This window comes from Flavobacterium lacus, from assembly GCF_003268815.1.
In the GTDB taxonomy this organism is placed as follows: Bacteria; Bacteroidota; Bacteroidia; order Flavobacteriales; family Flavobacteriaceae; genus Flavobacterium; species Flavobacterium lacus.
Window position 1 is genome coordinate 128,365 of record NZ_QLSV01000005.1, and the last position, 26,952, is coordinate 155,316.

The 26,952-nt window shown below is 34.5% G+C and carries 27 protein-coding genes; 17 read left to right on the top strand and 10 right to left on the bottom strand.

Annotated features, from left to right (window positions below):
* Positions 1-35 precede the first annotated feature (35 nt).
* The 4 genes from B0I10_RS06550 to B0I10_RS06565 all read left to right on the top strand — a co-directional run bounded on the left by B0I10_RS06550 (position 36) and on the right by B0I10_RS06565 (position 2,252).
* Entirely contained in the window at positions 36-995 is a 960-nt protein-coding gene (locus B0I10_RS06550; protein WP_112085707.1) for a D-2-hydroxyacid dehydrogenase, read from the top strand.
* Between the two features lie 269 nt (positions 996-1,264).
* Positions 1,265-1,699 (top strand): DUF6146 family protein, encoded by a 435-nt coding sequence (locus tag B0I10_RS06555; protein ID WP_112085708.1) that lies wholly within the window; start codon positions 1,265-1,267, stop codon positions 1,697-1,699.
* Between the two features lie 9 nt (positions 1,700-1,708).
* Positions 1,709-1,900 (top strand): GldL-related protein, encoded by a 192-nt coding sequence (locus B0I10_RS15900; RefSeq protein ID WP_112085709.1) that lies wholly within the window; start codon positions 1,709-1,711, stop codon positions 1,898-1,900.
* A 28-nt stretch (positions 1,901-1,928) separates the two neighbouring features.
* Positions 1,929-2,252, top strand: coding sequence for a DUF6787 family protein (locus tag B0I10_RS06565; protein ID WP_112085710.1), 324 nt, complete (start codon positions 1,929-1,931; stop codon positions 2,250-2,252).
* A gap of 59 nt (positions 2,253-2,311) precedes the next feature.
* On the opposite strand, the gene B0I10_RS06570 is transcribed toward B0I10_RS06565, so the two are convergent.
* From B0I10_RS06570 to msrA, 3 genes are all read right to left on the bottom strand, one after another.
* Positions 2,312-2,602, bottom strand: a complete 291-nt coding sequence (locus B0I10_RS06570) for a hypothetical protein (protein ID WP_112085711.1) — start codon at positions 2,600-2,602, stop codon at positions 2,312-2,314.
* Between the two features lie 50 nt (positions 2,603-2,652).
* Complete coding sequence (gene folE / locus B0I10_RS06575; RefSeq protein ID WP_112085712.1) at positions 2,653-3,324, bottom strand: GTP cyclohydrolase I FolE; 672 nt, start codon at positions 3,322-3,324, stop codon at positions 2,653-2,655.
* A 65-nt stretch (positions 3,325-3,389) separates the two neighbouring features.
* Entirely contained in the window at positions 3,390-4,037 is a 648-nt protein-coding gene (msrA, locus tag B0I10_RS06580; RefSeq protein ID WP_220086192.1) for a peptide-methionine (S)-S-oxide reductase MsrA, read from the bottom strand.
* A 144-nt stretch (positions 4,038-4,181) separates the two neighbouring features.
* Between msrA and B0I10_RS06585 the strand changes: the two genes are divergently transcribed.
* The 7 genes from B0I10_RS06585 to B0I10_RS06615 all read left to right on the top strand — a co-directional run bounded on the left by B0I10_RS06585 (position 4,182) and on the right by B0I10_RS06615 (position 11,290).
* Positions 4,182-4,889 carry an ABC transporter ATP-binding protein gene (locus tag B0I10_RS06585; RefSeq protein ID WP_112085713.1) on the top strand — a complete coding sequence of 236 codons (708 nt, stop codon included), beginning with the start codon at positions 4,182-4,184 and terminating at the stop codon, positions 4,887-4,889.
* Positions 4,889-5,653 (top strand): TIGR02757 family protein, encoded by a 765-nt coding sequence (locus B0I10_RS06590; RefSeq protein WP_112085714.1) that lies wholly within the window; start codon positions 4,889-4,891, stop codon positions 5,651-5,653. Before B0I10_RS06585 ends, B0I10_RS06590 begins: the two co-directional genes overlap by 1 nt.
* Before the next feature lie 54 nt (positions 5,654-5,707).
* The gene (locus tag B0I10_RS06595; protein WP_112085715.1) at positions 5,708-7,051 is read left to right on the top strand and encodes a DEAD/DEAH box helicase; all 1,344 of its coding nucleotides are present in this window, start codon (positions 5,708-5,710) and stop codon (positions 7,049-7,051) included.
* Positions 7,052-7,144: 93 nt separating this feature from the next.
* On the top strand, positions 7,145-9,082 hold the full coding sequence (locus tag B0I10_RS06600) for a vWA domain-containing protein (protein WP_112085716.1): 1,938 nt from the start codon (positions 7,145-7,147) through the stop codon (positions 9,080-9,082).
* A complete protein-coding gene (locus tag B0I10_RS06605) occupies positions 9,079-10,332 on the top strand; it encodes a dihydroorotase (RefSeq protein WP_112085831.1) in 1,254 nt (417 codons plus the stop codon). The genes B0I10_RS06600 and B0I10_RS06605 overlap by 4 nt, the downstream gene beginning before the upstream one ends.
* Positions 10,332-10,643: a DUF4870 domain-containing protein gene (locus tag B0I10_RS06610; RefSeq protein ID WP_112085717.1), complete on the top strand. Its 312-nt coding sequence runs from the start codon at positions 10,332-10,334 to the stop codon at positions 10,641-10,643. The genes B0I10_RS06605 and B0I10_RS06610 overlap by 1 nt, the downstream gene beginning before the upstream one ends.
* 2 nt (positions 10,644-10,645) lie before the next feature.
* Complete coding sequence (locus B0I10_RS06615; RefSeq protein ID WP_112085718.1) at positions 10,646-11,290, top strand: alpha/beta hydrolase; 645 nt, start codon at positions 10,646-10,648, stop codon at positions 11,288-11,290.
* A gap of 1 nt (position 11,291) precedes the next feature.
* Here B0I10_RS06615 and B0I10_RS06620 read toward each other — a convergent pair whose 3' ends face one another.
* The 3 genes from B0I10_RS06620 to B0I10_RS06630 are packed head-to-tail and all read right to left on the bottom strand — an operon-like array spanning position 11,292 to position 13,071.
* The gene (locus B0I10_RS06620) at positions 11,292-11,783 is read right to left on the bottom strand and encodes a hypothetical protein (RefSeq protein WP_112085719.1); all 492 of its coding nucleotides are present in this window, start codon (positions 11,781-11,783) and stop codon (positions 11,292-11,294) included.
* Between the two features lie 33 nt (positions 11,784-11,816).
* Positions 11,817-12,302: a hypothetical protein gene (locus tag B0I10_RS06625; RefSeq protein ID WP_112085720.1), complete on the bottom strand. Its 486-nt coding sequence runs from the start codon at positions 12,300-12,302 to the stop codon at positions 11,817-11,819.
* Between the two features lie 4 nt (positions 12,303-12,306).
* Positions 12,307-13,071, bottom strand: a complete 765-nt coding sequence (locus B0I10_RS06630) for an MBL fold metallo-hydrolase (RefSeq protein ID WP_112085721.1) — start codon at positions 13,069-13,071, stop codon at positions 12,307-12,309.
* Positions 13,072-13,165: 94 nt separating this feature from the next.
* On the opposite strand from B0I10_RS06630, the gene B0I10_RS06635 reads away from it, so the two are divergent.
* Positions 13,166-14,629, top strand: a complete 1,464-nt coding sequence (locus B0I10_RS06635) for a TonB-dependent receptor (protein WP_181456912.1) — start codon at positions 13,166-13,168, stop codon at positions 14,627-14,629.
* A gap of 86 nt (positions 14,630-14,715) precedes the next feature.
* Here the strand turns inward: B0I10_RS06635 and bcp are convergent, their stop codons facing one another.
* On the bottom strand, positions 14,716-15,168 hold the full coding sequence (gene bcp / locus B0I10_RS06640) for a thioredoxin-dependent thiol peroxidase (RefSeq protein ID WP_112085723.1): 453 nt from the start codon (positions 15,166-15,168) through the stop codon (positions 14,716-14,718).
* A 234-nt stretch (positions 15,169-15,402) separates the two neighbouring features.
* On the opposite strand from bcp, the gene B0I10_RS06645 reads away from it, so the two are divergent.
* Positions 15,403-16,065 (top strand): endonuclease III domain-containing protein, encoded by a 663-nt coding sequence (locus B0I10_RS06645; RefSeq protein ID WP_112085724.1) that lies wholly within the window; start codon positions 15,403-15,405, stop codon positions 16,063-16,065.
* Positions 16,066-16,275: 210 nt separating this feature from the next.
* Here B0I10_RS06645 and B0I10_RS06650 read toward each other — a convergent pair whose 3' ends face one another.
* Positions 16,276-16,863: an RNA polymerase sigma factor gene (locus tag B0I10_RS06650; protein ID WP_112085725.1), complete on the bottom strand. Its 588-nt coding sequence runs from the start codon at positions 16,861-16,863 to the stop codon at positions 16,276-16,278.
* A 349-nt stretch (positions 16,864-17,212) separates the two neighbouring features.
* Here B0I10_RS06650 and uvrA point away from each other — a divergent pair, with 349 nt between their 5' ends.
* The 4 genes from uvrA (at position 17,213) to B0I10_RS06675 (ending at position 23,983) form a co-directional block, all read left to right on the top strand.
* Positions 17,213-20,005 (top strand): excinuclease ABC subunit UvrA, encoded by a 2,793-nt coding sequence (gene uvrA, locus B0I10_RS06655; RefSeq protein WP_112085726.1) that lies wholly within the window; start codon positions 17,213-17,215, stop codon positions 20,003-20,005.
* A 296-nt stretch (positions 20,006-20,301) separates the two neighbouring features.
* On the top strand, positions 20,302-20,919 hold the full coding sequence (locus B0I10_RS06660) for a hypothetical protein (protein ID WP_112085727.1): 618 nt from the start codon (positions 20,302-20,304) through the stop codon (positions 20,917-20,919).
* Between the two features lie 400 nt (positions 20,920-21,319).
* On the top strand, positions 21,320-23,116 hold the full coding sequence (locus B0I10_RS06670) for an SLC13 family permease (protein ID WP_112085729.1): 1,797 nt from the start codon (positions 21,320-21,322) through the stop codon (positions 23,114-23,116).
* A gap of 351 nt (positions 23,117-23,467) precedes the next feature.
* Positions 23,468-23,983: a hypothetical protein gene (locus B0I10_RS06675; RefSeq protein WP_112085730.1), complete on the top strand. Its 516-nt coding sequence runs from the start codon at positions 23,468-23,470 to the stop codon at positions 23,981-23,983.
* Between the two features lie 158 nt (positions 23,984-24,141).
* On the opposite strand, the gene B0I10_RS06680 is transcribed toward B0I10_RS06675, so the two are convergent.
* Positions 24,142-25,605 carry an oligosaccharide flippase family protein gene (locus tag B0I10_RS06680; protein ID WP_112085731.1) on the bottom strand — a complete coding sequence of 488 codons (1,464 nt, stop codon included), beginning with the start codon at positions 25,603-25,605 and terminating at the stop codon, positions 24,142-24,144.
* Positions 25,606-25,628: 23 nt separating this feature from the next.
* Positions 25,629-26,927: a glycosyltransferase family 4 protein gene (locus B0I10_RS06685; protein ID WP_112085732.1), complete on the bottom strand. Its 1,299-nt coding sequence runs from the start codon at positions 26,925-26,927 to the stop codon at positions 25,629-25,631.
* Positions 26,928-26,952 lie beyond the last annotated feature (25 nt).

Here is a 26,952-nt window from a genome sequence, read left to right on the forward strand (position 1 = left end):
TTACTCAGAATCTCAGCAACTCAGAACCTAAAAAAATGAAAGTACTAGCCAACGACGGAATTTCTCCTAGCGGAATCAAATCCCTAGAAAAAGGAGGATTTGAAGTAATTACAACCAAAGTTGCCCAAGAACAAGTGGCCAATTTTATTAATGCAAATCAAGTTAGTGTAATTTTGGTACGAAGTGCTACAAAAGTTCGCCGAGATATCATCGATAATTGCCCGAGTTTAAAAATCATCGGTCGCGGTGGTGTGGGGATGGATAATATTGATGTTACCTATGCTCGTGAAAAAGGAATTCATGTGATTAATACTCCGGCATCTTCTTCAGAATCAGTAGCCGAATTGGTTTTTGCTCATTTGTTTTCAGGTGTGCGATTTTTACATGATGCCAACAGAAATATGCCACTGGAAGGAGACACGAACTTTGACGGACTGAAAAAGGCTTATGCAAACGGAATTGAACTAAGAGGGAAAACACTTGGAATCATCGGTTTTGGTCGAATTGGTCAAGCCGTTGCCAAAATGGCCTTAGGTTTAGGAATGAAAGTAATTGCCTCCGATAAATATGTGGGAGAAGCGGTAATTCGTGTAGATTTTTATAACGGTCAGTTCATCAATGTTGACATCGTTACCGAACCAATGGAGGATTTATTAAAACATTCTGATTTTGTTACCTTGCATGTACCAGCTCAAGATGGTTATGTGATTGGCCGCGAGGAATTTAATACCATGAAAAATGGTGTTGGAATTGTAAACGCCGCTCGCGGCGGTGTAATTGATGAAGTCGCTTTAATTGAAGCGTTAGATGAAGGAAAAGTGCTTTTTGCCGGTTTAGATGTTTTTGAGAACGAACCTACTCCGGAAATTAAAATATTAATGCATCCAAACATTTCGCTTACGCCTCATATTGGTGCGGCAACTGAAGAAGCTCAAGACCGTATTGGAACTGAATTGGCAGAACAAATTATTAGCTTGTTGAAAACAGAAAAATAATAGTAGTTTTATGGGGTTGATTAAAAGATCCATGTTTTTGAATAAGTAATTTCAGAAGCCATAAATCAGTTAACTGTTTTACAGCAATAATCAATCCTTCTAAAGAAAAAGAAGGTTTTATTTTTCAAAGCAAAAAGGTATTACGTGGTAAATTTTTCAAAAAAATAGATCTTAAAATTTAGATTTTTTAACCACTTCTTCCGGAGTGGTTTTTTGTTAAATAAGGCCAAGAAAGTTTCATAATCATTCCTTTTTTGTATTTTTATGGTATGAAAAACAGTGTGTTTTTATTCTTACTATGTTATTTAATTTATGCCTGCTCAGGTAATAAGTCGTCTTCTACCTTTTCCCAAAATGAAATAGCAACTACTGTTTCCGATACCGTAAGAATTGCTAATAAAGATTTGGAATACGAAATTATCATTATTGAACCTGGTTTTAATTTTTGGTTAGCAAGCAGAGCCATGCCTCGCAATCATTATTCGCAAAGTTATTTTGAAACTCGAAATCAGTTTTGGGTAACAGAATACAACAATCGTGTTTTACAGCCTATGCGATATGATGCTAATTTGTATCAAATGCAAATTGATTATAGACCAGGGATTGACTATGGTTATGAAGTAAATTACATGCTTTTTAATTATTTGGTCTATTTTCAACAAACATACAAACAGCAACTCGGCGGATTTACGGCCAGAATCTAAATTTTTATGATGCAAAGATTTCGCTCTATTATTATTTGTTTTATTTTAGGAATATTTTTTGTCATTCTAGGAGCAGTATTCAAAATAACACATTTTTCAAATGGAAATTTATTCTTGTTATTAGGAATGCTATTTAAATCTTTAGCTTTAATTTTGTTGATTATAAAAATTATTAAACAGCCTAAAAAAGAAAAGATTTAAAATACTTTTTGAAAACTTCTTAGAATCTATGAAAAAATTAAAAGCCCGCTGGGGTGTTACTTCTGACTTGCAACTTGTAGTCATTTTTATTGTTTTTGCTATCACCGGTTCGGTTTCGGCCTATTTATCAAAACCTTTTACAAATTACATTGGTCTTACGAGTGAAAATTTAGGCTGGTTTTATTTACCCATTCGATTAATTGCCATTTTTCCAATTTACCAGGTTTTACTCGTTTTATTCGGACTCCTTTTCGGACAGTTTGAATTTTTCTGGGCTTTTGAAAAGAAAATGCTTCGCAGCATGAAATTAGGGTTTATCGCCAATTGGTTTGAAAAGAAAGTAGCGGAATAATTTATACAAAAAAACCGCTCAAAATTTGAAGCGGTTTATCTGAATTAGTTCAAAAATTATTATTTTTTAATTATGTATTTGTAAATCCAAGTAATCGTAAAAGTTGGAATAAAATCAAGTCCTGGCATTAATTCTTCTATGAATACTAAAATTCCACTTACTGTTCCAACAGTTCCTTTATACATTTTCAGCATAATTAACCCGGCTATTGGAGCCCAAATTACATCCGATATTTCTCCTAAAAAAGGAATTAAATAGGAAAGCATTCCTATAAAATCAAATAACAAACTTAACACCAAATCACGCGATTTAGTATCTTTAACAGTTTGAACAGCAACTTCTTTTGTCATTAATTTAAAATTAATTAGTTACAATTATAACGACAAAAGTAATGCCAAAATTATTTTTCTTTCTTTAATAAATTAAAAAAGTCGTTTCGATTCTCTTTCTCTTTAAAAATTCCCCCGTATTGAATAGTTGAGGTATAACTGGAGCTGTCTTTTATTCCGCGACTTGAAACACATAAATGTTCTGCTTCAACTACAACAATTACATCTTCAGTATTTAAAACGGTTTTCAATTCATTAAAAATTTGCATAATCATTCGCTCTTGCACTTGTGGTCTGCGAGCGTAATAATCAACAATTCGATTTAATTTTGATAAACCAATCACTTTTCCATTGGAAACATAAGCAATATGAGCTTTTCCGATAATTGGTAAAAAATGATGTTCACAAGTAGAATTAAAACTGATATTAGCTTCTACCAACATCTTATCATAATGGTAACTATTTTCAAAAACAGAAATTTTCGGTTTATTCGCAGGATTTAACCCACTAAAAATTTCTTGAATAAACATTTTCGCTACCCGATGTGGTGTTCCACGTAAGCTATCATCGGTCATATCTAACCCCATCTCTTCCATAATAATGTGAAAATGTTTTTCGATAGTGGCCATTTTATCTTTATCTGACTTGTCAAATGCGTCAGGTCGTAATGGCGTTTCAGCAGACGTCATCTGATGTTCATCACCCAAAAGTTCAAATAATTCTTTTTCAATTTGATTGTTCATAGCTTCTTTTTTAAAATTACTTCAATGCTTTTTTTAGCTGTTCCGTGATTTTACCTTTTAGGTAATTAATTTTTTAATTTATTTTTAAAATTCTTTTTCAACTTTTCTATCTTGGGGGTAATTACATAACTACAATACGATTGCGTTCTGTTTAAATTATAATAGTTTTGATGATAATCTTCTGCTTCATAAAAAACCGAAGCCGCCGAAACTCTTGTAACAATCGGGTTTTTAAATGTTTTTTCGTTTGTCATTAAAGCAATATAATCTTGAGTCAATTGCTTTTGCTCGTCGTTGTAATAAAAAACTTCGCTACGGTATTGCGTTCCTACATCATTTCCTTGACGATTCAAAGTGGTTGGATCATGAGTGGCAAAATAAATTTCTAACAATTCACCAAACGAAACTACTTTCGGGTCAAATGTAATTTGAATTGCTTCTGCATGACCGGTCATTCCTGTCCCTATCTCTTTATAAGTTGGATTTTTCGTCGTTCCGCCAATGTAGCCTGAAACTACTTTTTTTACGCCTTCAATTTCTAAAAAAACTGCTTCTGTACACCAAAAGCAACCGCCGGCTAAGGTGGCTTGTTCCAATCCGTTCTCTGCATTCATTTTAACTGGTTGTTTATTTTCTAGAAAAGCACTTTTTTTTTCTTGTGATTGACAAGAGAAAGTTGAAAAGGCTACTACTATTAAAATTAATTTTTTCATTCTATTTTTTTGTTTAACAAATGTACGATAATATTAAACAAAATAACATCTTTAACTAAATTTTATTATTTATACAACGATAAATAGAACTGATACAGTTTCAAAATCTTTAAAATCTTTGTTACTTTGTAAAAATAGTTTCAAATGATACAAGCAAGAGGAATTCATAAATACTTTGACCAATTACATGTTTTAAAAGGTGTTGATTTAGCTATCAATAAAGGAGAAGTTGTTTCTATTGTTGGAGCTTCCGGAGCAGGAAAAACCACTCTTTTACAGATTTTAGGAACTTTAGAAAAACCGTCAAAACAAGAGGGAACTTCATTGTTTATTGATGGTGAATCGGTTTTGGACATGAATGACAAGCAATTATCGAAATTTAGAAATCAAAAATTAGGATTCATTTTTCAGTTTCATCAATTATTACCCGAATTTACTGCGTTAGAAAATGTTTGTATTCCGGCTTTTATTGCTGGAAAAACAAAAAATGAAGCTGAAGAAGAGGCAAAAAAACTCCTAAACTACTTAGGTTTATCACATAGAATGGATCATAAACCAAGTGAACTTTCCGGAGGTGAACAACAACGTGTAGCAGTGGCTAGGGCTTTGATTAACAAGCCGGCCGTAATTTTTGCAGATGAACCTTCAGGAAATTTAGATACCACTTCTGCCGAAAATTTACACGAATTATTTTTCAAATTAAGAGATGAATTTGGACAAACCTTTGTAATTGTCACACACAATGAAACTTTAGCGAATATGGCTGACCGAAAATTAATCATGAAAGATGGTTTATTTGATCAAAATTCGGGTTGGATCGATTTATCCTTGCAACCAAACGCAATAGTCTAATGAATCAATTAGAATTACAAGAATTTTTAGACGAAAAAGTTGAACTATACAACCATCCAAAATTTATTGAAAGTGATCCAATTCAGATTCCACATTTATATACTTTAAAAGAAGATATTGAAATTGCCGGATTTTTGGCTGCTACCATTTCGTGGGGAAATCGCAAAATGATTATCAATAATAGTCAAAAATTAATGGCTAAATTAGGAAATTCACCGTACGATTTTGTGATGAATCACGACGAAAATGATTTAGAAAAACTAAATGATTTTGTTCACCGCACCTTCAACGGAACGGATTGTATTTCCTTTATAAAAGCTTTAAAAAACATATATCAAAATCATAATGGTCTGGAATCAGTTTTCAATAAAAACATACAAACCAACACTTTACAACAAAATATTTCCAATTTCAAATCCGTATTTTTTGAAATTGAACACAACTATCGAACGCAAAAACACGTTTCGGATCCAATGAATAATTCGGCAGCCAAACGCATCAACATGTTTTTGCGTTGGATGGTTAGAAATGATAATACAGGTGTTGATTTAGGCATTTGGAAATCCATTTCACCAGCTCAACTTTCGTGTCCGCTCGATGTGCATTCCGGAAATGTAGCCCGGAAATTAGGTTTGCTTACGCGAAAGCAAAACGACGCAAAAGCACTTTTTGAATTGGATTCCAACTTACAACAACTAGATAAAAATGATCCCGTAAAATACGACTTTGCTCTCTTCGGATTAGGCGTTTTTGAAGGATTTTAGGCTATTTTAGGCATTGATTTAAAATTACGTACCTTTGCAAAAATTATCTTTTTTATGTCTACTTTTCTGGATTTCGATTTACCTAAATCATTGCAAAAAGCAATTGATGAATTAGGTTTTACAACCCCCACTCCTATTCAAATTAAATCGATGCCGGTTATTTTATCCGGCCGCGACATGATGGGAATTGCTCAAACCGGAACCGGAAAAACGTTTGCCTACTTATTACCTATTTTAAAACATTGGAAATTTCAAAATACACACACTCCCCGCGTTTTAATTTTAGTTCCAACCCGTGAATTAGTAGTTCAAGTGGCCGAAGAAGTCGTAAAACTGACTCAATATATGTCGGTTCGAACCTTAGGTGTCTATGGAGGAGTAAACATCAACACGCAAAAAACAGCCGTTTATCAAGGTGTTGATATTTTGGTGGGAACACCAGGGCGAGTGATGGATTTGGCGTTGGATAACGTCATTCGTTTTGATGAAATTCAGAAATTAGTGATTGATGAATTTGATGAAATGTTGAATTTAGGTTTTCGCTTTCAAGTGACATCCATTCTTACGATGTTAAAATCGAAAAGACAAAACATCCTTTTTTCGGCCACAATGACCGATGAAGTGGATGACATGTTAGATGAATATTTTGACTTTCCTGCGGAAGTTTCATTAGCTCCATCAGGAACTCCGTTAGAACAAATTACGCAAATTGGATATAAAGTGCCGAATTTTCTAACCAAATTAAATTTACTGAAAGAACTTTTGCATTCCGATGAAAGTATGTCGCGTTTGCTGATTTTTATCAATAATAAAAAAACAGCCGATTTAGTTTCTGTAGCGTTGGAAGAGGATTTTCCCGATCAGTTTGGTTTGATTCACTCCAATAAATCACAAAATTATCGTTTGAATACAATGGCTTCCTTTCAAGCCGGAGAAATCAGAGGAATTGTTACAACAGATGTAATGGCTCGTGGTTTAGATATTTCTGACATCACGCACGTTTTCAACATGGAATTTCCTGAAGTTCCTGAACAATATGTCCACCGAATTGGTCGAACCGGTCGTGCAGATAAAACCGGTGTCGCTGTTAGTTTTGTGAGTCCAAGAGAAGAAGAAATTCAAATTGAAGCCGAAATTTTGATGGAAAAAGAAATCGAATTTCTTCCCTTACCAAAAATCGAAATTGAAGAAAAAGTGCTTGACTTTGAAAAAGAAAAAAGAAAAATGAAAGTGCTTTTGAAACGTCCAAAGAAAGAAGGTGGCGAAGCATTTCACGATAAAAAAGATAAAAATAAAAAAGTAAATCTTGGTGGTCCCGGAAAAAGAACTCCGAGAAAAACAGAATCGAGAAACCGAGGCGTTGAACGAAAAAGAGATGAGAAAAGGAAGAAAAAATAAGCTGCTTTTAACCCTAAATTCTTTAGTTTTTGATTAACACTTTCAATTTGTGCTATTAAAATATAAAAGCTATCTTTGACAAACTTTCAATTAATGCAGTTTAAACATCCTGAAATTCTGTATTTCCTCTTTTTATTGGTGTTGCCAATTTTAGTCCATTTATTTCAACTCAGACGATTTAAAAAGGAATATTTCACCAATGTAAAATTCCTGAAAGAACTTTCCATACAAACCAGAAAAAGCTCCCAACTTAAAAAATGGTTATTGTTAGCCACCCGATTATTGCTTTTAACGGCAATGATTATTGCTTTTGCTCAACCTTTTTTTAAAGCCAAAGACAGTAAGGGCGTTACGAATGAATTATACCTTGTAGTTGACAATTCGTTCAGCATGCAAGCCAAAGGAAAACAGGGCGAATTACTAAAAAGAGCTGTTCAGGAATTGTTGGAAAAAACACCTGAAAATACTACTTTTTCGCTCCTCACCAATGATGATGTATACTGGAATACCGACATTAAATCGATTCAAAAAGAATTGATGAATTTGGAATACAGTGCCACTTCTTTTCAATTGGATCAAAGTTTAACGAAAATTAAATCCAGAAAAACGCCTTTTAATAAGGATGTAGTTGTGATTACTGATGCGATAAACCTCCAGTCGAATCAGTTAAAAACAATTGATGAAACGATTAATCCGATCTTTATTCTACCAAAAGCGGAACAAAAAAACAACGTGTCAGTTGATAGTGTTTATCTTCAACAAACGTTGGATAATTTTTATGAAATTGGTGTAAAATTAAAATCATACGGAAAGTCGGAACAAGAAATTCCGGTTGCAATTTATAATCAAAAACAACTGATTGCAAAAACGCAAGTAAAATTGAATCAAGCAGAAAAAGAACTTTTTTTCACCATTCCAAAAGCTGATTTCAACGGTTATGTTTTCATTGATGAACCAGGTTTGAGCTATGACAATTATTACTATTTCAGTATTTCCAAACCCGAAAAAGCATCCGTTTTGGCTATTGGCGAGGCGGACAAAAATCAATTTCTGACTAAAATTTACACCGAAAATGAATTTGTTTTTTTACAATATGAATTAAAATCACTGGATTATAATCTGTTAGATAAACAAGATGCAATCATTATCAATGAAATAAAAGAAATTCCGCAAGCTCTTCAAACAACTTTAAAAGCGTTTTATGAAAAAGGTGGAAATATCATTTTTATTCCTTCCGAAGAAAATAATGTAGCAAATATCAACAGTTTACTCCAAAATTTTGGTTCTTTTTCTGTAAATGATTTGATTAAAACAGAAAAACAAATTACTACCATTTCTTTCGCTCATCCGCTGTACAGTGGTGTTTTTGAAAAAAAAGCGGCCAATTTTCAGTATCCAAATACAAAAAAGAGTTTTTCCTTAAAAAGCGCTTATCCGTCTATTTTGACATATGAAGATCAAAATCCATTTTTAACAGTGGTTTCCAATTCGCTGGGTTCGTTTTATGTTTTTTCAGCTCCCATAAATAAAGTTAATTCCAACTTTAAAAACTCACCTTTGATTGTTCCCACTTTTTACAACATGGCTTTTCAAAGTGCTAAAACAGGAATCAATGCGTTAACGGTTGGCAATTCTTCACCAATTACAATTGATCAACTTTTGGCAAAAGATGAAATTATTTCGGTTATTTCTTCAGATAAAAAGAGTGAAAAATTTATTCCGCAACAACAGATTTTAAACAACAAAGTAAAACTTACCTTTGCCGAAAGTCCGTCTAAAGCAGGAAATTACAATGCTCAAAAAGACAATACAACGATAAAAAATATAAGTTTCAATTATTCAAGAACCGAAAGTGATTTAGGATTGGATAATTCAAATTTATTGGAATCTTACGAAAATGGAAATTCAATTGAAACCGTTTTTGATGCGTTACAAACCAACCGAACAAACAATGTTTTATGGAAATGGTTTGTGATACTTACTTTATTATTTGTAGTGCTGGAAATACTCATTCAAAAATTTGTGAAATGAATTTAATCATCCGAAATGCAACTATTATTGATTCGAAAAGCTCGCATCATAATCAAAAAAAAGATTTGAAAATTTCGGGAAATACCATTGAAAAAATTGGTAAAGACCTTCCACCTGAACATAAATATAAAGAAATTGATTTAGAAAATCTTCATCTTTCGCCAGGTTGGTTTGATACTTCCGTTTCTTTTGGCGAACCCGGTTTTGAAGATCGTGAAACCATTGCTAACGGATTGTCTGTGGCAGCCAAAAGCGGTTTTACAGCGATTGCTTTGCAACCGAATTCTTTTCCTGTGATTGATAATCAATCGCAGATTCGATTTGTGAAAGAAAAAGCCAGCGAAAATGCCGTGAATCTATTTCCTATTGGAGCATTAACCAAAGGTTCGGAAGGAAATGATTTAGCCGAATTATTCGATATGAAAAATGCCGGAGCAATTGCTTTTGGTGATTATACTAAGAATTGTTCAAACGCTAACCTACTAAAAATTGCACTGCAATATGTTCAAGATTTTGACGGATTAGTGATTGCTTTTTCGCAAGATGAAAAAATAAAAGGAAATGGAGTGGTGAATGAAGGAGTTGTTTCTACTCGATTAGGTTTAAAAGGAATTCCGGCTTTGGCTGAAGAATTAGCCATCGCTAGAAACTTATTTTTGCTAGAATATACGGGTGGAAAATTACATATTCCAACGGTATCGACTTCAAAATCAGTTGAATTGATTAAAAAAGCAAAAACAAAAGGTTTACAAGTTACGTGTAGCATTGCCGTTCATCATTTGGTTTTAAATGACGAAAAATTGGAGGGTTTTGATACGCGTTTGAAAGTTACACCTCCTCTTCGTGATGAAAAAACACGAAAAGCACTTGTGAAAGCAGTTGAAAATGGAACAATTGACCTTATTACAACCGATCATAATCCGATTGATATTGAACATAAAAAGATGGAATTTGATATAGCCAAAAACGGAACAATTGGTTTAGAAAGTGCTTTTGGTGCTTTGTTAAACGTGCTTCCGATTGAAACTGTTATTTCTAAACTAACCGGAGGAAAATCGGTATTTGGAATCGAAAACAATGTCATTGAAGAAGGTGCAACAGCCGATTTAACATTTTTTAATCCAAATTCAGAATGGGTTTTTGGGAAAGAAAATATTCTTTCAAAATCAAAAAACTCCGCCTTTTTAGGTGAAAAAATGACTGGCAAAGTGTACGGAATTTATAATAACAGAAAATTAGTTTTAGCATAATGGAACAAAATAAAAATGCTGCAATTGTAGCTTATCTAACGATTATTGGATCGGTCATCGCAATTTTTATGAATCATGAAAATAAAAGTTCGTTTGCCAGTTTTCATATTAGACAAGCGATGGGAATATTCTTAACTTTTTTTGCCTTAGGCTATCCTATAGGCTATTTTGACAGTTGGATGATTTCCTCCGCTTTTTATATTTTCTTTTTTATCTTGTGGATTTATGGATTCTTGGGTGCCTTGAATGGAGAAGAAAAAAGCGTACCGTTAGTTGGAAATTTCTATCAACGTTTTTTTAAAAGCCTATAGTTATGTCGTTACAGTATTTGATTCGAGAACCTAAAACAATTCAAGAAAATAATCCGTTATTGCTTTTGTTGCATGGATATGGTAGTAATAAAGAAGATTTATTTTCATTTGCTGCAGAACTTCCGGAGGAATATTATGTCATTTCAGTGCAAGCTCCGCATGATTTAATGTATGGAAGTTATGCCTGGTATGCCATTAATTTTGATGCAGACGAAAATAAGTTTTCCGATTTGAATCAAGCCAAAGAATCGAGAGATTTGATTGTTGATTTTATAGATGAATTAGTTGCAAAATATCCGATTGATAAGGACAAAATCACTTTAATTGGATTTAGTCAAGGAGCTATTTTGAGTTATGCCATTGCCCTATCCTACCCAGAAAAAATATCGAAAATTGTGGCAATGAGTGGTTATTTGAACACTGAAATGGCGAAAGAGAATTTTGAACAAAAGAACTTTTCAAACTTAAAAATATTCGCTTCACACGGAACAGTCGATCAAGTAATTCCTGTTGATTGGGCCATAAAAACCAATCCGATTCTAGAAAAATTAGGAATTAAATGTGTGTATAAAGAATATCCTGTTGGTCATGGTGTTGCTCCACAAAATTTTTATGATTTTAGGAATTGGTTGGAAGAAAATAAGTAAATTAATCCTCGTTTTTATCGCTTCCGGTGATTTTTGGTCCAACACCTCCATCGCCGGCAAATAAAATTTCTTCACCTTTTTTGAGTATAAAACCTTTCCAAGGAATGAGTTGCCAATCATCAAATTTCCATGGTTGACCTTCTTCGGGACGAATTAAGATAATAGATTTTACTTGATTAGGTAGAAATATTTCGGCTTCATTTCCTCCATCTACACCAAAAACAATGTACGCATTTTTGGTTTCATCCTCATTATTTTGATTATCCTGCGGATAAAGTGTAATGGCTGATTCGTAGATTTTAATACATTCTTTGTTCAATGTTGACCAAAAATAGCCTGCTCCGTCTAAACAACCGTTTTCATCTTTGTCAGCACTGGCAATTGTATCTAACAAAGCTTGCTTTTTAATCAATTCGGGTTCTACATCCTGATCAAATTTTTTACAGGAAACCAAACTCATAACTAATACAATTAAAAGCAAACTATTTTTCATACCAAAAAATTAAGGACTTAAAGATACAAAAGTTTACTGTTTTGGATATAATGTTGATTGAATAATTTTAAAATCCAATGATTCATCTTCTTCTATAAAATACTGCAACAATACTTCACCCCAGAGATCTCCGTTACTAAAATCAGCAATAATCCAACGGTGATTTAATACTTCAATTTTATTAATGATGAATTTTCTATCGTCAATTTTTCCAAAATCAACCAACGGATTTCCTTCCGGGCTATCATTTAATTCCATTAAATTAGCTTCTATTTTTGGAATTAATTTCTCGACAGCGTAATCTTCTAAATAATTCTGAGCATTATCATTATTTCTAAGCGTAAAATAATTGGCGTCAAAAATTTGATTGTTTAAGGATTGAATGGTATCACTCATTTTTATTTTCAAATTTTCGAAACGTTCTGCTTCAAATTTTACTTTTTTACTGTAATACATAAATGTAAAGACTGTCATTAAAACGCTGACTATGAACAAATAAGTAAATAATGATTTTTTCATTGTATCAAATTGAAATTTCTAAGTTATCGTAGGCTAAATAAACGTTTTTTGGTAATTTTTGTTGTACTTCTTCGTGAAATCCGAGTAAATGACTAATGTGTGTTAAATAGCTTTGTTTCGGATTGACCAAAGCTATGAAATTTAATGCTTCTTCCAAATTAAAATGTGTGCTGTGAGGTTCTTCACGTAACGCATTGACAACCAATATATCTAAATTCTTGAGTTTTTCAAGTTCACTATTAGGAATGGTTTTTACATCCGTTAAATAAGCAAAATTATCAATTCGATATCCAAAAACCTGAAGGTTGCCGTGCATCACCTGAATAGGAATGATTGTTTTTTTACCAATTGAAAAACTACGATTATGAATCACTTCATTAACAGTAACCGAGGGAGCTCCCGGATATTTATTTTCAATTTCAAAAATATAATCAAATCGCTTTTTCAAATTTTGAATTACTCTTTGATGAGCATAAATTGGAATATCACCTTGCTTGAAGAAAAACGGACGAATATCATCTAATCCTGCCGTATGATCGGCGTGTTCATGCGTAAAAAGAATAGCATCTAACTTCGTACACCCTGAAGTTAACATCTGTTGTCTAAAATCGGGTCCGCAATCAATCACAAATGAATGGTTTTCATCATAAATCCAAACTGAAACACGCAAACGTTTGTCTCTGTCATCCTTGCTTTTACATACAGAGTGATGACTACCAATTACCGGAATTCCTTGCGACGTACCCGTACCTAAAAAATAAACCTTCAAGACGTTAAATTTTCACAAAAATAGCACTATTTATCTTTTGAATAGGCATGATATTTGTTAACTTTGCATTGAACTATTACTGATTATGGAAAGAATTGCGATGGAAATAAAACTTAAAGGTGATCGAGCGATTGAACAAATTCCCTCGATAAAAGATAAAGCACTGCGAATCAACCTCAACGAAAACATTTACGGAACTTTTGCAGAAATTGGTGCCGGTCAGGAAACTGTTCGTCATTTTTTTAGATCGGGAGGCTCATCCGGAACGATTGCAAAAGCAATGTCTGCCTATGATAAGGATTTTAGTGATGCCATTTACGGAATTGAAAAAGACGGTCGCTATGTAACCGAAAGTCGCTTGAAAAAAATGCTAACTCACGAAGTAGATTTAATTGAAAAGCGATTAGATCGTGTGAAACACCCTAACAAAATGTTTTTTAGTTATGCTAATACGGTTGCAACCATCGATTTTGCAAAACAATTTAAAGGTCACGGTTGGGTTGGTGTAAAGTATCAAATTGAACCGGATGAAGATTATAATGAAATTATTCTTCATATCCGATTTAAAGAAAATGATGCCCGTTTGCAACAAGAAACACTGGGTATTTTGGGTGTGAACTTAATTTACGGAGCTTTTTACAAATACAATGATCCTAAAAAATTACTGCGTTATTTATATGACCATTTAGACAAAGACCAATTAGAAATTGATACGATTAACTTTTCGGGCCCCCGATTTGCCAATGTAGATAATCGTTTGATGAGTTTACAATTGGTTAAAAATGGAATGACCGATGCCGTGATGTTTGGCCCTGATGGAAATAATATTTTGCCCGCTTCGATTTTATATAAGAAAAACATTTTAGCTCTTCGCGGAAGTTTTCGCCCGGTAACTCGAGTGAACATGGACATGTATGAAAAATCATTGGAAATGTTTTTATGTGAAAACAAAGTGGAAGCCGATAACACGTTGGTAATTTTTGAAATTACACTGTCCAATTTACGCTCAGAAGGTGAAATTGATGAACGTGATTTTATGGATCGTGCTGAATTGCTTTGCTCGCTAGGTCAATATGTAATGATTTCAAACTTCCAGGAATATTACCGTGTGGTAGAATATTTCTCTAATTATACCAAAGCGAGAATGGGCTTGGCCATGGGTGTCAACAATTTAGTTGATATTTTTGATGAAAAATATTACCGTCATTTGAGTGGTGGAATTTTGGAAGCGTTTGGTAAATTATTCTACCGCGATTTGAAAGTTTTCTTATATCCTATGAAAGAAGAAAATGGTGAAATTACCAATTCTGAAAACTTAAAAGTTCATCCAAGAATGAAAGAATTATATAAATTCTTCAAATTCAATGGAAAAGTGGTCGATATTGAAATTGCCAATCAAAACAATTTAGAAATCTATTCTCGTCATGTATTGAAAATGATTGCTAAAGGAACCGAAGGTTGGGAAGAAATGCTGCCAAAAGGTGTTGCCGAAATAATTAAAAAAGATAAATTATTTGGCTACGATTCTAAACCAAGAATTGAAGAACCAACGAATTAAGAGATAAAAAGCCCCAAATTCCACTAATTTCACGAATTGATTTGTGTAAATTAGTGGAATTTGTCGCTAAAATTACTTAACTGTTTTTATCCTAAAATTTGTTCTGCGTGAGCTTTGGTTTTTACGGAAGTGATAACCTCATCAATAATTCCGTTTTCGTTGATTACAAATGTGGTGCGATGAATTCCGTCATATTCTTTGCCCATGAATTTTTTAGGTCCCCAAACGCCAAAGGCTTGAATGACAGCTTTATCTTCGTCGGCTAAAAGTGGAAACGGAAATTCGTATTTGTTTTTGAAATTTGATTGAGCTTTTGCATTGTCTGCACTTACACCTAAAAGTGCATAATTGCTGGCCTCGAAACGAGCAAAATTATCTCGCAAATCGCAAGCTTCTGCTGTGCAACCGGGTGTGTTAGCTTTTGGGTAAAAGAAAACTACTAATTTTTTTCCTTTGTAATCGGATAAAGTGTGAAAGTTTCCGTCTTGGTCTTTGGCTGAAAAATTGGGTGCTTTGTCACCTTTTTCTAGTGTGGTCATAGTTTGTTTTTTTATTTTATATAATTCTACTTTCTAACTACTGCTGCCCTGCCCCAGATTGCAGTGGAAAGCTTTTATTGAAGAAAGCTAGTTGTTGTAAGGCTGAAAAAGCGACTAGCGGAAGCTCTTTTTGGACTTAACAAAAACAGCTTTGTGAAATAAAACTTGGAACGAAAAGCTGGATTAGGCACATTCTAATTATTGTCATAAATTTACAAATATAAATTTACAAAAATGACCAAGAAAGAACGTGCAACATTTGTTATAAATACGTTAAATGACTTATATCCTTCGATTCCGGTGCCGTTGGACCACAAAGATCCGTATACGTTGCTGATTGCAGTATTGCTTTCAGCTCAATGTACGGATGTTCGGGTGAATCAAATTACGCCGCTTTTGTTTGCCAAAGCGGATAATCCGTATGATATGGTGAAAATGAGTGTGGAAGAAATTAAGGAAATTATTCGTCCTTGTGGATTATCGCCAATGAAATCGAAGGGAATTCATGGTTTGTCTGAAATTTTGATTGAAAAGCACAATGGTGAAGTACCACAAAGTTTCGAAGCATTGGAAGAACTTCCTGCGGTTGGACATAAAACGGCGAGTGTGGTGATGAGTCAGGCGTTTGGTGTTCCGGCTTTTCCGGTGGATACACATATTCACCGATTGATGTATCGGTGGAATTTATCGGAGGCTAAAAACGTAGTGCAAACCGAACGTGATGCAAAAGCCATTTTTCCGAGAGCGTTGTGGAACGATTTGCACTTGCAGATTATATGGTACGGTCGAGAATATTCGCCTGCCAGAGGTTGGAGTTTAGAGAACGATTTGATTACAAGGACGATTGGAAGAAAATCGGTTTTGAAGGAATACGAAAAAAAAACATCCCGACTTTAATCGGGATGTTCCTTTTAATTAGCAATAGTTTCGAAAGACATGTTACCTACTTTAACAATGCTCAGTGCCTTGGAGTAGTTGAGCAAAAAACGTATAGTTTCTTTTTTAGGTAACATCTTTGGAGTCGCTAATTTTTTACTAGTGTAAAGTTTTGCCATAGATAAAATATGTTTGTTTTAATCTACAACGAAAGACTTTTCCAAATATTGTTTAATTGGTTAAAATTATTTGATTTTTTTCGATTACTTTTCTAAGGTTCATTAGAGCATATCGCATTCTCCCTAAAGCGGTATTGATACTAACGCCCGTTGATTCAGCAATTTCCTTGAAACTCATGTCTTGATACATTCGCATCACCAAAACTTCTTTTTGATCGGCCGGCAATTCTTCCAATAGGCGTTGCAAATCACTTTCTACTTGATCGGTTATCATTCGGCCTTCTACATTCATGGAATTGTCACTAATGTACGAAAAGATAGAGTATTCTTCTGTTTCGCGTTGCATTGGCATTTTCTTATTTCTACGGAAATGATCAACAACTAAATTATGTGCAATTCGCATTACCCAAGGTAAAAACTTACCTTCTTCGTTGTAGGAGTTTGATTTTAATGTTTTAATTACTTTAATGAAAGTATCTTGAAAGACATCATCCGTGACATCACGATCTGCAATTTTAGAATAGATAAATCCATAAATTTTAGATTGATGTCGTTCTATAAGAATAGCCAACGATTGTTCGTCACCAGCAATGTAATTCTTAACCAATAAAGCGTCTGGGAGTTGATTAACAGTAGCCATAGTAATACCTTTTTAATTTCGTGTTTTGAACTAAATTTTTCTAAAAAAGTATTTTTTTCCTATAAGCAATTGTTAAATAAAAATTAATTATTAGCCAAATGTAACACAATTTTAGTTGAACAAACAAATATTAACCGAAATTTTAACATTCAAAATGCAATAAATGTGGAAAACCGTAGAAAATAGTTAGAATTTGCATGAAAAAGTGATTCTTCATCTCAGACAGGTTTCCTAACCTGTCAGGTGTAACATCCCCTTAAAGTCAATTCTCAAGTCCGTAAAAATAGAAATTCCCAACCTTTTAATTGAACATTCAAATCACTATCTTTGCGATTCTTTCCACTTTGCTATGACACCAGAAGAATTTGCTCTACTCGAACCCAAGAAAAATATCCTAATTAAAGGAGCACAACTGCACAATCTTAAAAACATTGATGTGGCGATTCCCCGAAATAAATTAGTGGTCATTACCGGACTTTCAGGTTCCGGAAAATCAAGTTTGGCATTTGATACGTTGTATGCAGAAGGTCAGCGACGTTATGTGGAAAGTTTGTCCTCTTATGCTCGTCAATTCTTAGGAAGATTAGACAAGCCAAAAGTGGAATACATTAAAGGTATCGCTCCTGCCATTGCCATCGAACAAAAAGTGAACACCACGAATGCACGTTCAACCGTTGGAACATCAACAGAAATATATGATTATCTGAAATTGCTTTTTGCTCGTATTGGAAAGACTTTTTCGCCTGTTTCGGGTCAGGAAGTTAAAAAACAAAGTGTTTCCGATGTAGTCAAAATTATTACCTCGTTTCAACCCGAAAGCAAATGGCTCCTCCTCGCTCCTATTCATTTGGAAGAAGGAAGAGCATTGGAAGACAAATTGAAAGTGTTACTTCAACAAGGTTTTATTCGGATTTTGGTTGAAAATGAAATGATTCGTTTGGATGAATTAGAACAACATGCATTGGACAATAAAGATATTCTCTTAATCATAGACCGAATTGTAGTGAAAGACGATGAGGAGTTCTTAAATCGTTTAGCAGATGCCGTTCAAACCGCTTTTTATGAAGGAAAAGGCGAATGTTATGTGCAAGAAGTAGCTACGCAAAAACGATTTGAATTCAGTACCAATTTTCAATTAGACGGTATTACTTTTTTAGAACCAAACGTGCATTTGTTCAGTTTTAATAATCCCTACGGAGCTTGTCCAACTTGTGAAGGTTACGGAAATGTGATTGGAATTGATGAAGAATTGGTTATTCCAAATACGGCTTTATCCGTTTATGAAAATGGTATTTTCCCTTGGCGAGGTGAAAGTATGGGATGGTACCGCGATCAATTAGTGAACAATGCCTACAAATTTGATTTTCCGATTCACAAACCGTATTTTCAGTTGACTGATGATCAAAAACAGTTGATTTGGAATGGAAATAAATACTTTACCGGATTGCACGATTTCTTTAAAGAATTAGAAGAGAAAAATTATAAAATTCAAAACCGCGTAATGCTTTCGCGTTACCGAGGAAAAACAAAATGTCCGACTTGTAAAGGAAAACGGTTACGAACAGAAACCAATTATATTACGGTCGGCAACAAAACCGTTTCGGAGTTGGTTGATTTACCAATAAAAAATTTAATTGTCTTTTTCCAAAGATTAGAACTTTCAGAATACGATCAAAAAGTAGCCAAACGATTGCTGATTGAAATTAATAATCGTTTGAAATTTTTAGATGAAGTGGGTTTGAATTATTTGACGTTAAACCGAAATTCCGCTTCTCTTTCCGGTGGTGAGTCGCAACGCATCAATTTAGCAACTTCGTTAGGAAGTAGTTTGGTAGGTTCGATGTACATTTTAGATGAACCCAGTATCGGATTGCATCCTAAAGATACTGAACGTTTAATTGAAGTATTAAAAAACCTCCGAAACCTAGGAAATACAGTCATTGTTGTTGAACACGACGAAGATATTATGAAAGCCGCCGACCGCATCATCGACATAGGTCCCGAAGCCGGAACACACGGAGGTCATTTGGTTGCCGAAGGAGATTTTAGTGAAATTCTAAAAGCCGATTCACTTACCGCAAAATACTTAAACGGCGAATTAGAAATTGAAGTTCCAAAAAAACGACGGAAATTCAAGAATCACATCGAAATTATCGGAGCTCGTGAAAACAATTTAAAAAATATTGATGTTAATTTTCCATTGGATTGTTTAACGGTAATCACAGGTGTTTCCGGAAGTGGAAAAAGTACGTTAGTCAAAAAAATATTATTTCCAGCTTTACAAAAAAAATTAGAAGGTGTAAGCAATAAAGCCGGACAATTCACCGAATTACGAGGCAATTTTTCGCACATTAAACACATTGAATATATAGATCAAAACCCGATTGGGCGAAGCTCTCGTTCTAATCCGGTGACGTACATCAAAGCGTACGATGATATTCGGGATTTGTTTACGAAACAAAAACTATCTAAAATTCGACGTTATTTACCGAAACATTTTTCGTTTAATGTGGATGGCGGTCGTTGTGAAACCTGCAAAGGCGATGGCGAAGTAACCATCGAAATGCAATTTATGGCCGATGTTCATTTGGAATGTGAAACCTGTGGTGGAAAACGTTTCAAAAAAGAAATCCTCGAAGTACAATTTGAAGGAAAAAATATCGATAACATTCTAACAATGACCATTGATGATGCGGTTGCTTTTTTTGATGAACACAAGCAAGCCAAAATTATTCAGAAATTGAAACCATTGCAAGATGTTGGATTAGGTTATGTGCAATTAGGGCAATCCTCTTCTACTCTTTCAGGCGGAGAAGCTCAACGGATTAAACTCGCCTCGTTTTTAGTGAAAGGAACCACCAAGGACAAAGCTCTGTTTGTGTTTGATGAACCTACCACCGGTTTACACTTTCACGACATCAAAAAATTACTTGCTTCGTTTGAAGCTTTAATCGAAAAAGGTCATTCTATTATCGTGATTGAGCATAATTTGGACTTAATTAAATGTGCCGATTACATCATCGACATTGGTCCTGAAGGTGGCGAAAACGGCGGACAATTAATGGCGTTTGGCACTCCGGAAGAAGTGGCAAAAGACAAAAAATCGATTACGGGGAAATATTTGAAGGAGAAGTTGAAGTAGTTTTCGGTTGTCTGTTGTCCGTTATCTGTTTTCCGATGTCTGTTGTCTGTTATTTGTTATCAGTTTTCTGTTGTCGGTTATCCGTTGTCGGTTTGACTTTTCTAATTTCTCAAATTTTTAAAATCTGTGTTCTCAATTTCTCCCATCTTCCATCTCCCATTATCCTGAAAATCAACTACTTAAAAATCATTAACAACTCATTCACAACACAAAAAGGATTTCTGGCACGGCAATTGAAAATAACTAAACAAGAATCTGAAACGAGTTCAGATTAAAAAGTTTAAATCGAATGTGTCATGAAAAAAATTACCCTCTTAGTAGCCGCAAACTTACTGGTTGGAAGTTTGGCTTTAGCAGCAGAAAAAACCACTTTTTCTGATTTTGAAAGAAATGTTGCTTACTCAAATTACATGGACGCAGAACCAATTGTATTCATGGAGCGAGGTATCGAGTTCTTTGTATTCTTAAACGGTGATTTCGATTTCAACACTCGTCCGCAAGACAGTCAAGGTAGCTTCTTCTACCGCAGAGGAGGTACCCGAGGAAACACCGCAGTAGCCGTGAATTACGGAGTTCGGATTGAGCACGATAGTTTTGGAAGAGTCCGCCGTGTGGGCAACACCTTCATTAACTACGACAACAGAAACCGCGTAAGCCGCATCGGAACTGTCTATATGAGGTACAACCGTTTTGCACTCTCACAAATTGGTGGCATGCAAATTGTATACAACAGAAGAGGAATGATAATCCGCACCATTGGTGAGGTGAATTTTACAAGAGGAAATCATGGTTACGCCCATAACACCTACTACGGAAGTTCAGAGAACTATAACAACGGGTATGCCTACAACGACAACAGTTACTACTACTACAAAGCAGATGGAACAAGAGCGTTGATTGAAGACAAAAAATAAGTAAATAAATTTGAGTTTGGTTAGTTAGATTAAAAAGTTTGGTTAAGTTTGGTTGAAGAAAGTCCTGCGAAAATCCCCAAGTAGCAGGGCTTTCTCTTTTTTGTCAAAACCTGAAACTTGACACGAGCCCAAAGGGCGACCGGCGAAGCAAACCTGAAACAAAAAATCAGGCATGATCACAAGGTTCGGGCTTTTCGTTCCAAGTCCTCGTCCCGGCTACGCAAGCTCGGGCTTCTCTGTGGGCTTTCCTCTTCAATCCCTCATGCGGGTTGAGTGCTAGAAAGAGAATTCCATCTAAAAAAGAACAACTAACACCGAACACTTCTTCTCCATTTTCTGATCCCCCCAAAAAAAATCACAATAATTTCCTATATTTGAAAATATAAGAAAAACCAACCCTATGTTTTCATCCGAATACATTTCCATATACATCACACTCATCATAATTCTGATTGGTATCTTTCTTTTTGTAAAAGAATATTTTACGATTGATACGTCATCCATCATCATTATGACCTTGTTCATCGTTACGGGAGTGCTGGATTATAGAGAAGGTTTGTCGGGCTTCACCAACAGTGCTCCCATTACGATTGCTTGCATGATGGTGATGAGTTATGCCGTCTTAAATTCTGGTTTACTCAAAGGTTTTCGAGACATTCTTGTCAAAATCGGAAAGAAAAACTATGCGTTAACACTTGTGGTTTTTTGTGTGATAACGGCTGTATTTTCGGCCTTTATCAACGACTCGGCAGTGGTTGCCATTATGATTCCGATTGTGCTTCAAGTGAGTAGTAAAAGTTCAATTAGTGCTTCAAAATTACTGTTGCCTATTTCGTTTGCCGCAGCGATGGGTGGGGCCACAACCATCATCGGAACCAGTGCCAATCTAGTCGTAAGTGGTTATGCCGAAGATAACGGTTTACCCGGATTTCAAATGTTTAGTTTTGCAATACCGGCTTTATTAATTTCTACAGTAGGCTTTGTGTATTTGTTATTTGTCGCTCCTTTTTTATTACCCAAACGAAATAGTTTGGTGGACGATATGCAACAAGAATCCAACCAATTTATCACCGAAATCATCATCAACGAAGGTAGTGTTGACATCGGTAAAACAATCGCAGAAAGCATGCTCAGACAAAAATACAATGTCGAAATTATAGAGGTTAACAACTTAAATAACCGAAAAAATAACCTTGAAGATCGATGGAGATTAAAAGCCAATGACCACCTCAAAATCGTTATTCACCTCACCGAATTAAACGAAATCAAAGACGATAAAAATTATACTTTAGAAGACGACAAACCGCTGTTTAGCGATAACCTGGCAGAAAATAAAAAGGGCAACCAGTTATACGAAGCAATCATTCCCTTTGGTTCACGATTGGCGGGGCAAACGCTCAATGACATCAAGTTTAGAGAAACTTACAGTGCCAATATTTTGGCAGTGAGAAACTTAAAAAGCAACAAATTCAGTAATTTAGGCAACTTCAAACTAAGCGAAGGAAATGTACTCGTGGTCAACTCCTCAGAAGAGTCGTTTAACGAAATGATTAAGCACAAAATGTTGTTTCCGTTACAAGAAATGGCCAGTCAACAATTGGACAAACGCAAAGCCATTATCAGCGTTCTCGTTCTAGTGGGCGTGATTACCGCTGCTGCAATGGGTATTACCTCCATTGTTGTAGCTGGAATGGTAGGTTGTTTGTCGTTGGTGTTGCTCAATGTCTTAAAACCACAAGAAGCCTACGACACGATCGATTGGAAAGTAATTTTTATGATTGCCGGCGTGTTAAGCATGGGAACAGCCCTTGAAAAAACGGGAACTTCCAAAATCATCGCCGACTTTTTGGCAACTAATCTTGGTGATTTCGATTTGTATATTTCATTAGCTTTTGTTTATCTAGTGACACTTATTGCTACCAACATTCTTTCGGGTAAAGCGACGGCGGCTTTAATGGCTCCGATCGCGATTCAGTTTGCTGTTAGTATGGATGTGAACTATCAACCGTTTCTTATCGCGATTATGTTTGCATGTGCCTATACGTTTATGACGCCCATTTGCAACCCTACCAACACGATGGTCTATTCGCCTGGAAATTACACTTTTAAAGATTACATTAAAGTCGGTTTGCCCCTAAACATCATCATTTGGATAGTGGCTGTATTTGTGATACCGTTGTTTTTCCCGTTTAAGTAATGATTTTTTTTTAGAAGCTAATCCCGCTTTCCGCTACAAGCTTTTGCTCAAAAACCTTTTTTTCTAAGGTCCGGCAGGAGCTTCCGTTGGTCGCTCTGCCAAACCAAGAAAAAATAGGTTTTCTTCACAAAAGGCTTTTCGCTGCAATCGGGGCTCTATGGGATTGTGCTTTAAAACAAAATTAGTGAATAAAGTTGTTTTGATGATTTGTTCGATTTATTTATTATTTTTGAGAAAATAAATCCGATGATTATTAGATATATACACTCGTTTTTGTATAAATAAGTCAGATTTTGTCAGACATATAAATAAGTTATTAGCAAGTTTCACAAAACATTATCTATCAAAGAAATGAGAATATTTATAATTATACTTTTAACTTCTCAAATATCTTTTTCTCAAACAAAAACCGAAATAAACTCTGAGAAAGAAACTGCGTTATTCTTAAAGCAAATATTAAAAAAAGATTCATTAAATATTTGGGTAAAAGAAAGTACAAAAAGCTCATGGCTTTCAGAATGCTATGTTTCGAAAAATGCCGGTTTTCTTAAAAAAAATGAGATAAGTACAATAAATCAAAAGCTAAAAAAAGATTGTGAAATTCCGTGGACACATAGTTCTACTTTGAATTTAAAAATCGTGAAAGATACATTGTTTGAGAAAAGTGATCGTGATGTATTAGTTAAAGAATTGAATCAAAATATTCTAATAATCTCACATCCTATTTTTTTCCGAAATGGAAAATATTGCATACTTTTTTATCAGTATGTTTGTGGTAATATTTGCGGAACTTCTAGTTTAGCTCTATATGAAAAAGTTAATGAAAGATGGGAAATAAAACAAGAATATTGCGATATGATTAACTAAACCTGCTGCTAACAACAATTTGTGATTATGGCTGGTTTTGGACGTTTCAGAAATGTATTCGCTGAATGAAATTTTAAGTATATTTGAAAACTCAAGTGAGTGAAGAACGCCACTATCACAAGCTGCGATACGTTAAAATAACATAAATCTATTTCTCTCTACTTCCAAACCTTCCCAAAAACCCCTTTTATCACCCCATTAATATCCTCCGAAATCTTCAATTTATAATTCAACAACCAATAAAATAGGCTGATTAAAACCGATTTCAAAACGATATTCAAAATTGGATGAAAAGAAAAATTCCAAAAATAAAAGACTACAAAAGTTAGGGCGATGATTCCTAATGAAACAATTGTTTTTTTGGTAAACGGAAACAAATCCATTTTAAAAACTACAAATAAAAATTTGGCTAAACTGTATAATCCAATGGAAATTAAAGTAGCAATGGCTGCTCCTTCAATCCCAAAATTCGGAATAAAATACATATTTAAACTTACGGTTAATACTACCAAACACAATCCTAAAAGCAATACGGTTCTATAATATTTTGAATTAAAAATGATGGAATTATTATTTCCCAACATCAAATCAAAAAATTTAGAAAAGGAAATCAAAAACACCACCGCTACTCCACCACTGTATTTTTCGGGCAATAACGCATACACTTGATGAATGTTGGTTAGAATTCCCAACATAATAAATCCGCCAATCACTTGAAGTGTGATGGCCGTTTTTTTATATAAATCGTTCAACTCATCGTGTTTCTTTCTCGCCATTAAATCGGTCGTAATCGGATGCGTAATTTGGTGCATCGCCCGCATCGGAACAGAAATCGTCAACGCAATAAAAATCGCCACCGAATAATAAGCTGCTTCATTAATTGGAATGTATTGCCCGATCATAAACTTATCAATATCCAACAAAAGCACTGCAATACTGGAAGAAAAAATGATAAAAGACGAATAAACAATGACTTCCCTTTTTTCCTTTGGAAACTTTAAATGAAATTGTGGTTTTCTTACATTGAATGCAACCAATGCCATTAGAAATATCATTGTAAAATAAATAAAGACTAAGCTGTACACAAATTGAATGTTGGTTATCCAATCAAAATAAACCGCAAACAGAAAAATGCTGATGAATACACGAAGTAAAACTTCTTTCACAAAATTGCCAAAAACCGATTTCAAATGGACTTTCACCCACGCATAAAAAATCTCGAAATAACCCATAAACAATCCGATCACCGGAATCATCCAAACGTAATCGTGAATAATTGAATTTTTTTGTGAAAGCAACGTCGCCGTTTCTCCATAAAACAGAAACAAAATCAAGAAAATTGGAATAATTATGACAAAAGGCAAAACCAAAACTAAATTCAGAAATCTTGATTTTTCTTCTTCCGACTGATGTTCAGCATAGAATTTTACTAACGTATTTTGAATTCCAAACGCCATCAAGGGCATCATTATATTGGCTGATGAAAGCAAAAAAGCGGTTAATCCATAATAATCTTCTCCCAAAAAATGAGTGTACATAAACAATGCATTCGCCGCACCAATAGTAAAACCAATAAAGGTGATGATGGTGTTTTTGATGGATTGATTAACGACGATACCCATTGTAAGTAATTAGTAATAAGTGATTAGTAATTAGTCAGACAACTTTTAACTAATTTTTCTGTTAGACTCTTTCTACTGTAATATTGTAAGCCAATCGGATAAACCTTCAAATTATTTAGTTTATACAATTGGTAATAAGTTAAAATTATTTCTTTTACTTTTGATTTCTCATCATACGTAAAAAACTGACCAGTATTGGTTTCTTTTAAGATCGTTTCAAAATCGGATGCTTTTGGACCGATCGCAATAATTGGTCGATCGGAAACCATATATTCAAACAATTTTCCGGGAATGATGCAACGGGTTTCTTCAGAATCTATTTCGATTAACAATAAAACCTGCGAAGTTCGTTGATGCAAAACCGCTTCATTGTGAGAAAGATATCCTAAATTATTGACAAATTTAGTCAGCTTGAATTCATCAATCGATTCCAAAACATCTTGACTCACTTTGCCAATCAGTTTTAATTGAAAATCAGCAGCAAATTCATTGTTTTCTTTGACTAATTCTTTTAAAGCTTTCCACAAAATCCTCGGATTTCTGTCGGATAAAAACGAGCCGATGTGAGCGATGGTGAATTTCTCGTCCAATTCAGTTTTAGCAACTTTTTCTACATCATAACCATTTGTAATTACTTCAATTGGTTTTGAAGTCAGTTTTGCAAACTCATTTTTTGTAGTCGGACTGGTTACAATAATTATATCAGCTGAATTGAGCACTGATTTCTCCAATTCTTTATGTTTTTTCTCTGATTTCTCGTTGAGCATCAATTCTTTGTGATAGCCAATGGTTGTCCACGGATCACGAAAATCGGCAATCCATTTGATGTTTGTTTGCTTTTTTAATTGTAGGCCAATCAAGTGCAAACTGTGTGGCGGTCCGGTTGTAATGATTGTTTCAATTTGATGTTTTTCGATATACTCCTTCAAAAAAACAACCGATGGTTTTACCCACAAAATCCGAGCATCGGGAATAAAAAAATTGCCCCGAATCCAAAGCATTACTTTTTCAATCAACGCTTGTTTCTTCTTGCTTGGAATGATTCCAGAACTGATTTTTTTGGTGTTTTTTTTGGAAAAAAAAGAAGCCCAACGGTAGGGTTCTATGATTTTATTTTTGATGATGATTGCCTTATTTGAGACTTGTTCTAACAATTTCTCATCAACAATTGGATACGTTGGGTTTTCGGGAATATAAACATGCGGTTCGAAGCCAAAATCAGGTAAATATTTCACGAATTTTAACCAACGTTGCACACCGGGACCACCGGCTGGCGGCCAATAGTAGGTTATGATGAGGATTTTTTTTGTTGTTGGTTGCAAGATTGGGATTTTAATTTTATCAATT

What these genes read in the sequence shown, in the direction of transcription:
- B0I10_RS06565 (WP_112085710.1), top strand. Translation starts at nt 1,929, where the DNA reads ATGAAAAAATTAAAAGCCCGCTGGGGTGTTACTTCTGACTTGCAACTT.
- B0I10_RS06645 (WP_112085724.1), top strand. Translation starts at nt 15,403, where the DNA reads ATGACCAAGAAAGAACGTGCAACATTTGTTATAAATACGTTAAATGAC.
- B0I10_RS06555 (WP_112085708.1), top strand. Translation starts at nt 1,265, where the DNA reads ATGAAAAACAGTGTGTTTTTATTCTTACTATGTTATTTAATTTATGCC.
- B0I10_RS06590 (WP_112085714.1), top strand. Translation starts at nt 4,889, where the DNA reads ATGAATCAATTAGAATTACAAGAATTTTTAGACGAAAAAGTTGAACTA.
- B0I10_RS06585 (WP_112085713.1), top strand. Translation starts at nt 4,182, where the DNA reads ATGATACAAGCAAGAGGAATTCATAAATACTTTGACCAATTACATGTT.
- B0I10_RS06660 (WP_112085727.1), top strand. Translation starts at nt 20,302, where the DNA reads ATGAAAAAAATTACCCTCTTAGTAGCCGCAAACTTACTGGTTGGAAGT.
- B0I10_RS06610 (WP_112085717.1), top strand. Translation starts at nt 10,332, where the DNA reads ATGGAACAAAATAAAAATGCTGCAATTGTAGCTTATCTAACGATTATT.
- B0I10_RS06615 (WP_112085718.1), top strand. Translation starts at nt 10,646, where the DNA reads ATGTCGTTACAGTATTTGATTCGAGAACCTAAAACAATTCAAGAAAAT.
- B0I10_RS06670 (WP_112085729.1), top strand. Translation starts at nt 21,320, where the DNA reads ATGTTTTCATCCGAATACATTTCCATATACATCACACTCATCATAATT.
- bcp (WP_112085723.1), bottom strand. Translation starts at nt 15,168, where the DNA reads ATGACCACACTAGAAAAAGGTGACAAAGCACCCAATTTTTCAGCCAAA.
- B0I10_RS06600 (WP_112085716.1), top strand. Translation starts at nt 7,145, where the DNA reads ATGCAGTTTAAACATCCTGAAATTCTGTATTTCCTCTTTTTATTGGTG.
- B0I10_RS15900 (WP_112085709.1), top strand. Translation starts at nt 1,709, where the DNA reads ATGCAAAGATTTCGCTCTATTATTATTTGTTTTATTTTAGGAATATTT.
- B0I10_RS06680 (WP_112085731.1), bottom strand. Translation starts at nt 25,605, where the DNA reads ATGGGTATCGTCGTTAATCAATCCATCAAAAACACCATCATCACCTTT.
- B0I10_RS06620 (WP_112085719.1), bottom strand. Translation starts at nt 11,783, where the DNA reads ATGAAAAATAGTTTGCTTTTAATTGTATTAGTTATGAGTTTGGTTTCC.
- B0I10_RS06550 (WP_112085707.1), top strand. Translation starts at nt 36, where the DNA reads ATGAAAGTACTAGCCAACGACGGAATTTCTCCTAGCGGAATCAAATCC.
- B0I10_RS06650 (WP_112085725.1), bottom strand. Translation starts at nt 16,863, where the DNA reads ATGGCTACTGTTAATCAACTCCCAGACGCTTTATTGGTTAAGAATTAC.
- B0I10_RS06625 (WP_112085720.1), bottom strand. Translation starts at nt 12,302, where the DNA reads ATGAAAAAATCATTATTTACTTATTTGTTCATAGTCAGCGTTTTAATG.
- uvrA (WP_112085726.1), top strand. Translation starts at nt 17,213, where the DNA reads ATGACACCAGAAGAATTTGCTCTACTCGAACCCAAGAAAAATATCCTA.
- msrA (WP_220086192.1), bottom strand. Translation starts at nt 4,037, where the DNA reads ATGAAAAAATTAATTTTAATAGTAGTAGCCTTTTCAACTTTCTCTTGT.
- B0I10_RS06570 (WP_112085711.1), bottom strand. Translation starts at nt 2,602, where the DNA reads ATGACAAAAGAAGTTGCTGTTCAAACTGTTAAAGATACTAAATCGCGT.
- B0I10_RS06605 (WP_112085831.1), top strand. Translation starts at nt 9,079, where the DNA reads ATGAATTTAATCATCCGAAATGCAACTATTATTGATTCGAAAAGCTCG.
- B0I10_RS06595 (WP_112085715.1), top strand. Translation starts at nt 5,708, where the DNA reads ATGTCTACTTTTCTGGATTTCGATTTACCTAAATCATTGCAAAAAGCA.
- B0I10_RS06675 (WP_112085730.1), top strand. Translation starts at nt 23,468, where the DNA reads ATGAGAATATTTATAATTATACTTTTAACTTCTCAAATATCTTTTTCT.
- folE (WP_112085712.1), bottom strand. Translation starts at nt 3,324, where the DNA reads ATGAACAATCAAATTGAAAAAGAATTATTTGAACTTTTGGGTGATGAA.